The sequence below is a fragment of the Paenibacillus cellulositrophicus genome, from assembly GCF_009363095.1.
Classification (GTDB): Bacteria; Bacillota; Bacilli; order Paenibacillales; family Paenibacillaceae; genus Paenibacillus_AQ; species Paenibacillus_AQ favisporus.
This window is the reverse complement of sequence record NZ_CP045295.1, coordinates 4,873,089-4,886,504: the sequence shown is the minus strand read 5'-3', so window position 1 is coordinate 4,886,504 and position 13,416 is coordinate 4,873,089. Positions and strand designations below refer to the sequence as shown.

At 51.0% G+C, this 13,416-nt stretch carries 19 protein-coding genes and 2 pseudogenes; 4 read left to right on the top strand and 17 right to left on the bottom strand.

The window, feature by feature from the left end; genetic code table 11:
• Nucleotides 1–10 precede the first annotated feature (10 nt).
• Nucleotides 11–466, bottom strand: a complete 456-nt coding sequence (locus tag GCU45_RS22265; RefSeq protein WP_167527190.1) for an NUDIX hydrolase — start codon at nt 464–466, stop codon at nt 11–13.
• Nucleotides 467–574: 108 nt separating this feature from the next.
• Between GCU45_RS22265 and GCU45_RS22260 the strand changes: the two are divergent.
• Nucleotides 575–843 (top strand): annotated as a pseudogene (locus tag GCU45_RS22260) (excalibur calcium-binding domain-containing protein).
• Nucleotides 844–943: 100 nt separating this feature from the next.
• Here GCU45_RS22260 and GCU45_RS22255 read toward each other — a convergent pair.
• The 6 genes and pseudogenes from GCU45_RS22255 to GCU45_RS22235 form a co-directional block, all read right to left on the bottom strand.
• On the bottom strand, nt 944–1,339 hold the full coding sequence (locus tag GCU45_RS22255) for a VOC family protein (RefSeq protein ID WP_152400614.1): 396 nt from the start codon (nt 1,337–1,339) through the stop codon (nt 944–946).
• 135 nt (nt 1,340–1,474) lie between these two features.
• Nucleotides 1,475–2,077, bottom strand: coding sequence for a dienelactone hydrolase family protein (locus GCU45_RS22250; protein WP_152400612.1), 603 nt, complete (start codon nt 2,075–2,077; stop codon nt 1,475–1,477).
• 48 nt (nt 2,078–2,125) lie between these two features.
• Nucleotides 2,126–2,470 (bottom strand): nuclear transport factor 2 family protein, encoded by a 345-nt coding sequence (locus tag GCU45_RS34270; RefSeq protein WP_341874564.1) that lies wholly within the window; start codon nt 2,468–2,470, stop codon nt 2,126–2,128.
• A gap of 24 nt (nt 2,471–2,494) precedes the next feature.
• Nucleotides 2,495–3,037 (bottom strand): annotated as a pseudogene (locus GCU45_RS34265) (O-acetyl-ADP-ribose deacetylase); the annotation flags it as partial.
• Nucleotides 3,038–3,136: 99 nt separating this feature from the next.
• Complete coding sequence (locus GCU45_RS22240; RefSeq protein WP_152400608.1) at nt 3,137–3,574, bottom strand: GNAT family N-acetyltransferase; 438 nt, start codon at nt 3,572–3,574, stop codon at nt 3,137–3,139.
• A 216-nt stretch (nt 3,575–3,790) separates the two neighbouring features.
• Nucleotides 3,791–4,000, bottom strand: coding sequence for a KGG domain-containing protein (locus GCU45_RS22235; protein ID WP_076173330.1), 210 nt, complete (start codon nt 3,998–4,000; stop codon nt 3,791–3,793).
• A gap of 351 nt (nt 4,001–4,351) precedes the next feature.
• Between GCU45_RS22235 and GCU45_RS22230 the strand changes: the two genes are divergently transcribed.
• From GCU45_RS22230 to GCU45_RS22220, 3 genes are all read left to right on the top strand, one after another.
• A complete protein-coding gene (locus GCU45_RS22230; RefSeq protein WP_152400606.1) occupies nt 4,352–5,527 on the top strand; it encodes an AGE family epimerase/isomerase in 1,176 nt (391 codons plus the stop codon).
• Nucleotides 5,524–6,705, top strand: coding sequence for a glycoside hydrolase family 130 protein (locus tag GCU45_RS22225; protein WP_152400604.1), 1,182 nt, complete (start codon nt 5,524–5,526; stop codon nt 6,703–6,705). The genes GCU45_RS22230 and GCU45_RS22225 overlap by 4 nt, the downstream gene beginning before the upstream one ends.
• A 178-nt stretch (nt 6,706–6,883) precedes the next feature.
• Nucleotides 6,884–7,900, top strand: coding sequence for a substrate-binding domain-containing protein (locus GCU45_RS22220; protein ID WP_152400603.1), 1,017 nt, complete (start codon nt 6,884–6,886; stop codon nt 7,898–7,900).
• Nucleotides 7,901–7,953: 53 nt separating this feature from the next.
• Here the strand turns inward: GCU45_RS22220 and GCU45_RS34420 are convergent, their stop codons facing one another.
• From GCU45_RS34420 to GCU45_RS22180, 10 genes are all read right to left on the bottom strand, one after another.
• A complete protein-coding gene (locus GCU45_RS34420) occupies nt 7,954–8,082 on the bottom strand; it encodes a hypothetical protein (protein ID WP_280117431.1) in 129 nt (42 codons plus the stop codon).
• Between the two features lie 12 nt (nt 8,083–8,094).
• Nucleotides 8,095–8,499, bottom strand: coding sequence for a GrpB family protein (locus GCU45_RS22215; RefSeq protein WP_244364218.1), 405 nt, complete (start codon nt 8,497–8,499; stop codon nt 8,095–8,097).
• A gap of 85 nt (nt 8,500–8,584) precedes the next feature.
• Nucleotides 8,585–8,725, bottom strand: coding sequence for a hypothetical protein (locus GCU45_RS33865; protein ID WP_167527189.1), 141 nt, complete (start codon nt 8,723–8,725; stop codon nt 8,585–8,587).
• A gap of 33 nt (nt 8,726–8,758) precedes the next feature.
• Nucleotides 8,759–9,529: a nucleotidyltransferase domain-containing protein gene (locus GCU45_RS22210; protein WP_152400601.1), complete on the bottom strand. Its 771-nt coding sequence runs from the start codon at nt 9,527–9,529 to the stop codon at nt 8,759–8,761.
• 59 nt (nt 9,530–9,588) lie between these two features.
• Nucleotides 9,589–9,975, bottom strand: a complete 387-nt coding sequence (locus tag GCU45_RS22205) for a tautomerase family protein (protein WP_145025694.1) — start codon at nt 9,973–9,975, stop codon at nt 9,589–9,591.
• 49 nt (nt 9,976–10,024) lie between these two features.
• The gene (cysK, locus tag GCU45_RS22200; RefSeq protein WP_152400599.1) at nt 10,025–10,957 is read right to left on the bottom strand and encodes a cysteine synthase A; all 933 of its coding nucleotides are present in this window, start codon (nt 10,955–10,957) and stop codon (nt 10,025–10,027) included.
• Between the two features lie 136 nt (nt 10,958–11,093).
• Nucleotides 11,094–11,675, bottom strand: coding sequence for a DJ-1/PfpI family protein (locus tag GCU45_RS22195; protein ID WP_152400597.1), 582 nt, complete (start codon nt 11,673–11,675; stop codon nt 11,094–11,096).
• A gap of 38 nt (nt 11,676–11,713) precedes the next feature.
• Nucleotides 11,714–12,340, bottom strand: coding sequence for a GNAT family N-acetyltransferase (locus GCU45_RS22190; RefSeq protein ID WP_152400596.1), 627 nt, complete (start codon nt 12,338–12,340; stop codon nt 11,714–11,716).
• A 109-nt stretch (nt 12,341–12,449) separates the two neighbouring features.
• Nucleotides 12,450–13,016, bottom strand: a complete 567-nt coding sequence (locus tag GCU45_RS22185) for an ATP-binding protein (RefSeq protein ID WP_152400594.1) — start codon at nt 13,014–13,016, stop codon at nt 12,450–12,452.
• The gene (locus GCU45_RS22180; RefSeq protein WP_167527188.1) at nt 13,013–13,399 is read right to left on the bottom strand and encodes a VOC family protein; all 387 of its coding nucleotides are present in this window, start codon (nt 13,397–13,399) and stop codon (nt 13,013–13,015) included. The genes GCU45_RS22185 and GCU45_RS22180 overlap by 4 nt, the downstream gene beginning before the upstream one ends.
• Nucleotides 13,400–13,416: the final 17 nt, after the last annotated feature.

Here is a 13,416-nt window from a genome sequence, read left to right as displayed (position 1 = left end):
TCCATGATACTCACCGAATCATTCCATGAAATACGTCAAGCGGGTAGAACTCTTTCCGTAACAACCGCCTGGTGATCTGCTTGATGACTTTCGCTTCCCGCAGCTGTTCATCCGGCTGATGGAGCAGCGTATCGATGGCAACCCACCGGCCATCCATAATTTCATCATTTTGTATTCTTAATGCATCACCCGCTGCTTCGCCGACAAAATGAAACAGGATCACCTGCTGACCACTGGTGCTTCGAAACGGGTACACACCAGTAACAGCCTTCAGCCGTACGTCCAGTCCAGTCTCCTCCTTAACTTCCCGAACAGCGGTCTCGGCCAAATCTTCCCCCGTCTCCCGCCGCCCTGAAGGAAAGTTCCACAGACCATACGCGGAGGCCTTCTTCTCCTGGATCATGAACACCTCTTCGTTCCGCAGAACGGAAACGCTGGCGACAATGATGTTTTCTTCTGAGCTCATTCCATCTCTCCGTTTATGTTCAATTTTCCCCTCCAAATTCCCGATACCGCATGCTATGATAGCGATGGGCCTATGAACCATAATAGACGAACAGGGGTGATTTGGAGAATGAAAAAAAGCATTTTACTTTCTCTAAGTGTGATTCTATGTACCGGGATCAGTCTGGGCACCATCAGTCATGCGCAAGCGGCAGGTCAAGTGAAGAAGTACCAGAACTGCGCTGAATTAAACAAAGATTACAAGGGGGGCGTCGCCCGCTCGGCTTCTGTCAAAAACAAAGGCGGCAAGACCAAAATAAGCCTTATGTTTCTAAGGAGCTCTATGACGCCAACAAAAGCAAAGACCGGGACAAAGATTTCATCGCGTGTGAAAGATAACGAACAGATTATGAACAGTGTTCTAGCAGCATGATCCCTTAACTATGGGGTCGTGCTTGTTTGCGTTTTGACCCGTTCTAAGATGGCCGCATGACCGGCTCTAGTAAACCAGCTCGCAATCCTGATGCTCCCATACGTCAAACAGGTTGCCGTCTAAATCCTCGAGTACGAAAAACTTCCCGTACTTCCCTTCGTCGCTTAGGCTGCCGACCTTGACGTCCTCAGCCTGTAACCGCCTGTGCAGCGACCCGATATCGTCCGAAAAAAAGGTGATGACCCAGCGCTTTCTACCGTTCACTTCGAACACCGCTCTCGAGTCGTGCTCACTTTGGATCAGATCAAGAATCGGCCGGTTCTCTCTGAACAAACTCAGATAACCGTCGCGCTTATTGCGAATGTTAAATCCGAAATGCTTCACAAACCATTCCGCCGATTTCTCCACGTCTTTCACCGGGATAACATTATAAGCAATCCCTAGAATTCGCCCAGATTCCATATCTGAACCTCCATTTGGAATTTATGCCCAAATACATTTTACAAGAATGTATGTTCGCATGTAAAGCAAAAATATTAGATATCCATCTGTGGTCCCGATCCATACTCGGCTCGCTGTCATCTGCCGAAGCCTCGACTACATTTTCCCCTTCGCTATCCACTGCAAAAAGTCAAAGCTTCTCTCCAGACATGCCTGATAGGCTTGGGGAAGGTAGCTTTTGGAGTAAGGGTTCATGAAACCATGCTCCCCTTCGATGACGTGGACGTGCGTGTTCTGACGATGCTCCAATTTTACAACGAGCTCTGATACGTTAAAGGATTTTTCGTTCCTTGCAAAAAACAATAAAGCCGGGCACTTCGGCTCCGTTTCGGCGTAATTGCGAATTCTTGATCCGTAAAATCCGACGATCCCGTCGATTTCGGATGCACTGCACAGCCAGGCAATGGTTGCTCCAATGCTGAAGCCGACGATCATGATGCAGTCGTATGGATCCCGGTGATCTCGTACCATTTGCCTCACTTCATCAGCGGCCCGGTCAAAGCCGATCTGGCTCACGAAATAGGAGTAGGCCTCTTCCTCTTGTTCATATGGAAAAGGCTCCCGTTTCAGCAGGTTCGGGGTCAGCACCTTGTAACCCGCCCGGGAGACCTTATCGCCAAAAGCAAGAATATGCTCGTTAAGCCCATAGATTTCATGGAGTATGATGACCAGTGCCTTTCTGGATGTTTGAAAATTCATGTTTACCATCTCTTTCTATAGTAAATCGTTAGAGCTCTGCTTTTTGGATTAACTGTAGTCCTCAATAAGAGACAGCTTTCCATCCTTGATCGTAAAGACCGACCTTCCTTGTAACCGAATGGTATCCCCAGCCTTTACTCCGTCAGGAAGATCTGACGCCAGCACACCCGTGTAATCAATGTCCGCCTCAATCCGGCCGTTTATCTCCCGGAGCTCTAAGATGGTTTGCAGCCGGGTCGAAAACAGGGCTGCCGCCTTTTCCGCCAAAGCCCGAAATGGCTGCAGTCCTTTCGTTTCCACCGAAACCTCGTTACCGACGATATTTCTGAAAATGACATCCGGATGAAGCACACTTAACATCCCCTCGATGTCAAATGCGTTATAAGCTTCGATATAACGGTGAATGAGCAGCTCGGCATCCTGTTCTAACAGTTTCCGGTAAATCTCTTCATTTTCCTTGTCAAAGCAAACGAACTGCACCTTCTTGATGGAGGTCTGCGGATGAGCGGATAGAAACTCCTTTACCGCACGGATGGCAATCGGCGCTGCCAACGCCTTGGGAAAACCATAGATTCCCGTGCTAATGTTTGGAAAAGCTACGCTTTCCAGCTCGTACTGATCAGCCATCGCCAGCGATTGGATATAGCAGCTGTGCAGCTTGGCCTCTTCCTCATGCTGTCCACCGTTCCACACGGGCCCCACAGTATGAATAACATATTTGGCCGGCAGCCGGCCAGCCGTCGTGATCACGGCTTCGCCTACGGGGCAGCCTCCCTGTCTAGCCCGGATTTTCTTGCATTCCTCAAGAATTTCGCTCCCGCCGGCACGATGAATGGCCCCGTCGACGCCGCCCCCGCCCAGCAGGCTCGAATTCGCAGCATTCACGATGCCATCCACTTCAGCGCGAGTAATGTCTCCTTGGATTAATTCAATCACGGTAGATTGAAAGTTTCGTTCCATGCATCGTTCTCCTTTCGGCCTGAATCTTCCAGCACGGGGAGGTCTTGATAGACGTTTTCCCCCATTCCCCTCACCCTTTCTGATCGATATGGACCGTTTTTATACCGAGCCGCCCTTATCCATATTTCTGATGTAATCCGCCATGCGCCGCATCATTTCCATTCTTGTAAAATGGTATTGTTCGTATAAACCGTGCGCATCTTTGGTACCAAGCAGGCCGTTCAAATCTTTGAACTCATCGGCATTGGCAATCGTGCCGACCAGCTTTTTCCCGATGCCGTGCCCCCTATACTCCTCATCCACAAACACGTCGCACAACCAATACATCGTGGCCCCGTCGGTCACGACCCGCGCAAAACCGACCAGCCTGTCTCCGATATAAGCCCCGTAGCAAATCGAGTTTTCGATCGACTTCAGGATTCTTTCCCTTGGCCGTTTATTCGCCCAATAGCTCCGCGACAGAAAATCGCAAACCTTATCCACGTCCAGTTTCGACTTGTCGGTGCTGATCACCAAATCTCCGTCAATATTTTCCATATATATCCACCCCTTATGTATTTAAGGGCAATAGTATCAAGTCAGATTCCAAAGTTCAATCGTTTTTTGCAAAACAAAAAGAATAAGGCCCGAGATTTCTCGGGCTTTATTCTTAGGCTTGGGTTCTACGGATCGCCGGGTCCGGTTTTCTTTCGAAAAGTCGGCTTTAAGCGCCGCGTATCCTAATGTCATATTCCAATTTAGGGGGTCATCGTATTAATCGTTGTCACGCTGACGCGCACGGGCTTCGCCGCCTTTTTCACCGATTTTACGGTAAAAGTCCTTGTCATGCGACTCGGCTGTAGCCTCTCCGCCTTTGCGGCCGATTTCCTGATAAAATTCTTTGTCATGATTTTTCGCCGTGGCTTCTCCACCCATACGGCCTCGTTCTTCCGGACTCATTTTGCCATTTTGGTTATTTGCCATGATCAATCACTCCTCTGAATTTTTGGGAATTTCCTTCACGACATGTATTTAACCGCATGAAAAAATATTAAACAGGTTCTCTTCCCGTTTGCCAGCATGAAATTTTTACCTTACGCCCGTGCGGCTTAGTTCGTCCTCCGTTACCTAATCGTTTAGGTTATAGAACAGAGTAACAGACATCATTTTCTGTATCACCTTATATTAAAAAAAAGGGAACATCCCCACTCTATCTGCTGCGGCTTCTTGTATAGCTTCGCCATTCCTCTTTTCTCATTGACAATATCGTTCCCGGATTATTAATATTAATTTGTAAAGTTAACGATAACTTAATAAAAGGAAGTGTGTTGAGCGTTGAAATCCATTGAACAGGAAATCCACAGGGAATGGACTGAGCATATCCTCCCCTTTTGGGCCGGATTACGGGATGACCGGCATGGGGGATATTACGGCGAAGTGAGCGTAGACCTGCAAACGGACACTCTAGCTCCCAAGGGAGGGATCGCCACCGCGCGCCAGCTATGGTCTTTTTCCGCAGCCTACCGGGTAACGGGCGAAGAAGTGTGGGCATCCCATGCAAAGCATGCCTATTCGTTTTTGAAGGACCAGCTCATTGACCGGGAGCACGGCGGCATGTACTGGATGGTCGATCATGAGGGACAGCCGCTGGACACGCGCAAGCATGTGTATGCCCAGTCTTTCGCCGTCTACTCGCTCAGCGAATACAGCCGGGCCACCGGCGATGCGGGGGCGCTTGGACTGGCACGCGAGCTTTTCGGGCTGATTGAAGAGAAGGGCTACGATACCGGCATTCAGGCTTATAAAGAAGAGTTTGACCGCGAGTGGCATGAGCAGCCAAACGAAATGCTCAGCGAAAATGGGCTGAACGCGGACATCACGATGAACACCACCATTCATGTGCTTGAGGCGTATACGACGCTGTATCGCGTATGGCCGGATCCCCGGGTTCGCTCCGCACTGGAGAATTTGCTGTCCATGCTCTACAACCGGATTTATGATCCCGAGAAAAAGCGCCTGAACGTATTTTTTGACCGCAGCTGGAACTCCCTGCTGGACCTGACCTCGTTCGGTCATGACATTGAGGCCAGCTGGCTCATTGACGATGCGATGAAAGCCATCGGTTCCGACCATGCCGATTACGCAAAGATGGTGGTAGACATCGCTTATCAGATCGCCGATACCGCAGTATCGGAAGACGGCTCCCTGATGAACGAGCAGCACGGCGACCGCATCGACGATACCCGCATTTGGTGGGTGCAGGCCGAGTCTATGGTCGGTTTTTACAACGCCTATCAGCGGACGGGCGACACCCGTTTTCTGGATCTGATCGACCGGATGTGGACGTATACGAAGACCCATATCGTTGACGCCAGGGGCGGCGGCGAATGGTATTGGTCCGTTCAGGCGAACGGGCAGCCGGATGACCGTGAAATAGCCGGACCTTGGAAGTGCCCTTATCATAACAGCCGATTTTGTATCGAAATGATCGAAAGGATGAATGAAGCATGATCCATGAAAAATATGCCGAGCTGGCTTCCCGCCAGGAGGAACTGTTGTCCCGGCCCAATGAGCGGAATACGGAGTTTTACAACGGAGTCTATGACCGATACAAGTACCCTGTGATCACTCGCCACCACGTGCCGATCCACTGGAGATTTGACCTGGATGCCGAGCGCAATCCGTTCTTTATGGAACGACTGGGCATTAACGCCACACTGAATCCGGGAGCTATTTATCACGATGGTAAATATATTCTGGTCGTACGGACCGAGGGCCTGGACCGCAAGTCGATATTCACCCTGGCTGAAAGCGAGACCGGAATCGATAACTTCCGCTTCGTGGATCAGCCGCTGGTCTGGGACGATGTCGACCCGAACGAAACGAATATGTACGACATGCGCCTCGTCAAGCATGAGGACGGCTGGATTTACGGGATCTACTGCTCCGAGCAGAAGGACCCGGAGGCTCCGGCTTACGATACGTCGAGCGCTGTAGCGCAGGCCGGACTTGTCCGCACCCGGGACCTCATAACTTGGGAGCGTCTGCCGAACATTCAGACCGGTTCACCGCAGCAGCGGAACGTGGTGCTTCATCCGGAATTCGTAAACGGCAAGTATGCGTTCTACACGCGTCCACAGGACGGCTTCATCTCCACCGGTTCGGGCGGCGGGATCGCTTTTGGATTGTGCGAGGACATCCTGAATCCGGTCATTGAACAGGAGACGGTGATCGACGAGCGGCGGTATCATACGGTGTACGAAGTGAAGAACGGCCAGGGGCCGGCTCCCATCAAAACCGATCGCGGCTGGATCCATATCGCCCACGGCGTCCGCAATACGGCGGCGGGTCTTCGCTATGTCCTGTATACCTTTGCGACCAGCTTAGACGATCCTGCCAAGGTTATTGCTAAGCCAGGCGGCCACTTCATCGCACCGTACGATGACGAACGCGTCGGAGACGTCTCGAACGTGATTTTCTGCAACGGAGCCGTCGTCAACGAGAAAAATGAGGTCTTTATTTATTATGCTTCAAGCGATACCCGCATCCATGTGGCCACGACGACGGTAGACCGGCTGGTCGACTACACGTTCAACACGCCGGCGGATGAGTTCCGCTCGCTGGATAATGCGGCCCAGCGCGCCAAGCTGATCGCACAGAACGAACAGCTGCTGGGCGAGCGCGCTTAAGTTTTAACGAACACAGTATATCCCCGGCCTTATTTAGATACATCTTTCTTTATTCGCTGGCCAAAGCAGGCTATACTTGTACTATATGATGTATGGAGCGTCCGGCTGCCGCAAGGCAGCCGGCGTTCAATGTAACGGACCTTTTTCGAATAACCAATTGTTGTAAGGAGATGGTGGAATGAACAAGCATATCACCTTGCGGGACATCGCCGAGCGAATGGGCGTCAGCAGCGTCACCGTCTCAAAGGCTTTGAATGACAAGGAAGGCGTCAGCGACGAATTAAAGGAGCGGATCAAACAGCTCGCGGACGAAATGGGGTACCGCATCAACAAAGTCGCCAAATCGATGAAAGAAGGCTTAACCTATAACATCGGCGTCGTCATTCCCGAGCGTTTTACCGGACAGACGCAGTCTTTTTACCTGAAAGTATACCAGCAGATTTCGATGGCCCTTGAGCCATACGACTACGACGGCATTCTACATATTTTGTCCGCCGAAGACGAGAAACTGCTCCACCTGCCGCGCATCTACTATGACCGCAAAGTGGACGGATTCATCCTCCTTGGCCAGATCAGCAAGCCTTATATCGAAGCGCTGGAGCATATGGAACAGCCGAAGCTGTTTCTCGACTTTTATGACGAGCACTCCGACATCGACTCAGTGACGACTGACAATTTCTACTGTGCCTATGAAATCACGAACTATCTGGTCCAGCAGGGACACCGGAAGATCGGCTACGTCGGCAATCTGTATTCGACCAGCAGCATCCAGGACCGGTACCTGGGTTACTATAAATCTTTGCTCGAGCACCGAATCCCGTTGAACGACCGCTGGATCGTCAATGACCGTGATGAGGAAGGAACGCTGATCGATATGGAACTGCCGGAGGATATGCCTACCGCCTTCGTCTGCAACTGTGATCGGGTTGCCCATTTGCTCGTCCTCAAGCTCAAATCGCAGGGTTACCGTGTACCCGAGGACTGCTCAGTGGTCGGGTTTGATAATGATGTGTTCGCTACCCTGACTGAACCGCACCTGACGACGGTAGAGGTCGATACGCCGCAAATGGCCCAGACCGCCGTCCATTCCCTGCTGAAGAAAATCAGCTCGCCGGAAATGCGCTTCGGCCGCGTTCTTGTTCAAGGCAAAATCATTTACAGAAACTCCGTGAAGAAAGCAGGCTCTACAGATTGAGTCTGACCGTGATCCCACCTTACGATGCTGCGGCATGCTGATCTTCCGCTTCGCTATGCATCCGATTTCGGCGGCGTCCAGCCGGTCGCTTGCGACCAATCATGCGCTCTCTGCAGAATCTCCCATACGACAGGACCCTTTCCCTCCACATATTTCTCACGTTCGTGCTGAAACCGCTGCATCAGGCGGTGCTTCTAGGCTGCATAAAGCCGGCAGTCTTGGGGATGCTCGCGCAGGTAGTCCCGGAACAATAGGGTCAGCTGCTCGGACCAGCTCCCTGCCTGCCGCACATGGATATGCGTTCTGCGGGTGCCGGGAACTTCACGAAAGTACCTTTTCGTCAGGTCTGGATTATCCTCCCGGAACATAAAACCGACAGACTCCATCTTGTCCCGGTAACGCGCAACATCTTGCAATGCCGCTACCGACACCTGAACATCAATGATCGGTTTCGCATCCATCCCGGGAATAGAGGTCGATCCCAAATGGTCGATGCGCACGGCCGCCTCCCCCAAGGCTTCTCTTAGTTTCATCCCCAATTCAGAAAAGAGATGTCTCCACGCCGGATCGTACGGCGCAATTCTCCATTGGTTTTCCATATCTGGCTCCTTTCCTGGCGACACAAAAGAGAGGAATCCACGCGGACGCCTCTCTGTCTTCATTGGGATCGGATGCGCGCCGGCGTTATTCCCTTCTGCGGTCGCTTAATTTTGCGCTGATCTCCCGCAGGGTTTGCTGCAGCGCGTCCATCTTCTTCAGGCTTGCATATTGGTTATTGATGATGGCAACCAGAGCGATCAGCAGGATGACAAACAGAAATAGCATGCGATTGTCCTCCAATCGTTATAACTGCTTACATTAGCTCCAAACCACCTTCAAGTACTTCCGAAATAATTCATCCAGCAGCGGCGTCGGATCTTGGAGTTCTGTCTTAAAGTCCTTCAAAAAATCGATAACGTGCTCAATTTCGGCTTCGATAAAGTCATTGATGCGATCGATCCGCTTTTCATAATCCAGTTCCTCCCCAGCCATCTTGCGGCTTAAGAGCGAATGAACTTCTTCTAAAAGGGACTCATCCGAAATTAAATCCGAAACGAGATCCTGAAAGAGAATTGGAGGACTCGTGTTATACTTTTCGATCCATTTGCATGCCAGAATGGGCCGCAGCACATAGAAGTATTTTTTAATCTTCACATGCTCACCGCGCAAATACTCACGGAAGTTCCCTTGGGCCATACTTAGATAATGGTGCATGGATGCATTGGGAGAAAACACCTTCTCTTTGATGTCTAACAATTCGTCTTTAAATCCATAGTTTTCATCATAAACGATGTCAGAAACGAGCCATTCCAATAGCGGAGGATTGGACTTTCTAAACAGCTTCAGCGCTTTTCGGATGTCCCACCCGTTGATATCCAGCATATCGTTGATCGGCAGCTCGATAACGTCCCTTTTATCATCGATAGACAGGTACCATTCGGGTCTGTTCACATAGACAAAACGAACATCGTAGTCGCTGTCTTTGGAAGGAAAACCCCATGCACGGCTTCCTGATTCCACAGCGAAAAGAATCTTCACCTGATGCTTCTGTTCAATATCCACTAAACTCTGCTTTATGATCTCTTTCACTGCTTGCCTCCTCCGGGAAGTCCGACTCAAATTCCCTGTCCATTGCCGCTCCCCTTGCTCTACACGTCCACCCGATAATTGAGATGCAGCTCGTCCCCCGGAAGGCCGCGAATTCCCCAATTCGCTTTCGGTGTTTCAAAAATCGTAATTTCCAGGTCCGAAACGCCAATCCCCAAGGCGGGAATTTTTTCGAACAGGAGCTGGATCAGCTGCTTTTTCGCAGCAGCCGATCGTCCTTCGAACATGCTGATTTCAATAATCGTATATTTGTCGGTGCGGTCACCGGGGTAAATGAAGTCTTCTTGATCCATGAAAAAGAACCGGTGAAACCTTTTATCCTGAGGCAGCTGCAGTGCCTCCACGGCACAGGCATGAAGCACATCCGAGAAAGCGCTCTGGATCGGCTTCAGCGTGGAACGCAGACCGAAAATTTTAATTTGAGCCATCCGTCTCTCCCCTTCCATGAAATAGAATCATCCCGGGACGCTGATTGGGTTATACGTTAGGAAAAAGAGGCGTCGAGAGATATCTTTCCCCTGTATCGGGCAGCAGGACGACGATCCTTTTATTGTGATACTCCGGTCTTTTGGCCAATTGAATGGCCGCGTACACGGCAGCCCCGGACGAGATGCCCACCAGCAGTCCTTCCCATCTCGACAGCGACCGGGCCGTTTCCAGCGCGTCTTCGTCCTTGACCTGGATGATCTCATCTACGATGGACGGATTGAAGTTATCCGGTATGAAGCCCGCTCCGATGCCTTGAATTTGGTGTGCACCCTTCTTCCCTCCGGACAGAACCGCCGAGGTAAAAGGCTCCACCGCCACGATCCGCACGGACGGATTTCTTTCCTTCAGCACTTCGCCAACGCCAGTGATGGTGCCACCTGTACCGACGCCGCTGACGAAAATATCCACATCTCCGCCGGTATCTCTCCAAATCTCTTCTGCTGTCGTCATCCGGTGAATCGCCGGATTGGCCGGGTTGTTAAATTGCTGCGGAATAAAAGAGTTCGGGGTGGATGCCGCGATTTCTTCGGCTTTACGGATGGCACCGCTCATCCCTTCATTCGCCGGTGTCAGCACCAGCTCGGCCCCAAGCGCAAGCAGCAGCTTGCGGCGCTCCAGGCTAAAGCTCTCCGGCAGGGTAATAATCAGCTTGTAACCGAGAGCCGCTGCCGCAAAAGCCAGGCCTACCCCGGTATTTCCGCTCGTCGGCTCGATGATCACCGAGTCCTTGTTCAGCAGTCCGCGCTCCTCGGCATCCTTGATCATGGCATAACCGATGCGGTCCTTTACGCTGCCTGCCGGGTTAAAATACTCCAGTTTGGCAATGAGGGTCGCCTGAAGCTCGTGCTTCTCCATCACATGGCCCAGCTCCAGCAGCGGCGTATTTCCTATAAGTTCAGTTAAGTTCTTGGCGATTGTCATTTCCGTTAACACTCCTGAGTATAAAATCCAACTTCCTCCGTTGGTCATTACTTCAAGTTATCATTTCCGGAAAATAAAAACAATCCATGCGACCCGTGAAGCACCTAAGACAGGCCGCTTACCCGCGCTGTCCTGGTTATACCTCTATAATACCGGCGGCTTGGTAAGGGTAGTCGATCTGCTTTTTCACGAGCTGCGCCGCTTCTGCTCCTGCGAATCGTTCAATGACGTATACGCCCAGATCAATGGAGGTAGCTACCCCGCCGGCCGTGATGAAATGGCCATCTTTTACAATCCGGGCCTGAACCACCTCTTCGCAGTAAGGCTGCAGCAAGTCGTAGACGTTGGGATGGGTCGTCGCTTTCCGTCCTTTTAAAAACCCCGCAGCTCCCCACAGCAGGGAACCCGTGCATACAGACACTTTGAATTCCGCCGATTCAGCCGTTCGAATCCAGTCGATAAAATCCGCATCCTCCCGCAGCTTTCGCGTTCCCATTCCCCCAGGAATGAACACCAGGTCATACGCCGATAAATCCGGCCAGATTACATTCACGCTGACCCGCATCCCCAGTTCATCCGTCACTTCCTCCGTTAAACCGCAAATGTCCCATGTCGTATCTTTCGTTGGCTCAAACTGCCGCAAGCGGTAGATGACATCATAAAAGCCGACAAAATCCAGAAACGTAACGCCATCGAACAATACCAGCGCAATTTTCAAACGAATCATCCTCTCAGAAAGGGCAGCCTAGGTTACAGCTATCTGAAACGAACCCCGGGCTCTTCTATATTTTTTGAACTGCTCAACGCCGTATGGGAGGCAGCATATTCTTCTTTCAGCAAGCCGTAGATCTCCAAATCGACAACGCCTTTACCCGACCAGACGGTGGCCTGCCTTAGCGTCCCTTCCAGTATAAAACCGTTCTTCTGCAGCACGCGCTTGGAAGCATCGTTCGCCGGCATCACTTCGGCCTGCAGCCGATTGACCCCCACCTGTTCAAATAAATAGTCGGTCAGCAGCTGCACCGCTTTCGTGGCGATGCCCTGCCCCCAATAATCTTCATTTAAAAAATAGCCGATGGAGATCATATTCACTTTGGAATTGATATCATACACTTCGGCAATACCGACCAGCTTTCGGGAGGAGTCCGGGATAAAGATGCCCCACTTCACTCTCGATTTTTTGTTATAGTCGCGTTCGAAATGCCCGATCATCTTTTTCACCGTATCTTTATTGTGCTTGGGGATGATCCCGCAGTAGTCAAACACGCGGTCGTTGGAATAAATCGCGTACAGGTCATCTAAATGTGGCGGTTCGATTTTACCAAGTTCAATGCTGTCGTTGTGTAAGGTAGGAAAGGTGTCGAATAGCGTGTCTGTATTCAAATTCGTGGTCCTCCTTGTGGGGGATAACTAAAGTTGAAATGATGATCGTAGACTGCCGAGAAAACGATAGATTGCAGAAGGGGCTTTCTCATCGGAACGCCGCCCCTTTTCAGTCGAAGTTGGGTGCTGCCAGTTCAGCAACCTGACGAATCACGTCACCGGCATCATCACCGTTCCGGATCACAAAGAAATGGTCCGCTTCTTCTGCCGTAGGCTCTATGACGCCGCTGGCCGGAGATTCCGCCTGCTGCCGATCCAAAACTGCTTTAAAGGAAGAAGCCTTACTGAAGATGGAAGTGCTGCGCTTGCTGTGAGCTACCCGTTCTTGAAGAACCGCATCCGGAAGGTCAAAATAAACGATAACTGTTGTAAACCCGTGATTTCTGTAATAATCGATCAGTTTGAGGCGGGCATGGCGATGGCGGTTAGAGTTGCACAGGATGAGATGATAGGAGGTCTGGTTTACCGCATAATCCACAATGGTTTGAGTCACAGCGTATTTGATCCGATTAGGTCCTTGTTTTGGCAGCAAAGCCCGGTAGTGGGTATTGATAAAGTCTGCATGGTTGTCCTGATCAATGACCAGGGAGTTCGGCAGCTGTCCTTCCAAGGCTTGGGCAAACGTCGATTTACCGCTGTGGGTTACCCCTACAGTCAGGATGACGAGCCTCTTCACTGCGGCTGCTCCTTAGGCTGATAAGCTCCCAGCTCATTTCCGAACGGATCGACAAATTTGATGACCCAACCGAATCCGTGATCTTCGTACTGCCTGATATGTACTTCGTTGTCCTGCAGGGTATCGTGCAGGCGTTCGATCTGCCGGGTGATGAACATAAAAGAAGGCATCGGAAATTCATCTTCCGCCAGCCAAAATGTCCTCTCATTCTTTGTGCTGCGGTGCAGCATGAGAACCGGACCAGAGCTAAATTTTAACCAAGCCGCGTGATCGTACACCGTCATCACTTCAAGACCCAGCACTTTGTTATACCACTCAACCGCTTGCGGAATATCCTGCACCGGCAATTGCACGTGATCGACGTTCTCTACGAGATGGTTCAAAATACTTCCTCCCTTCA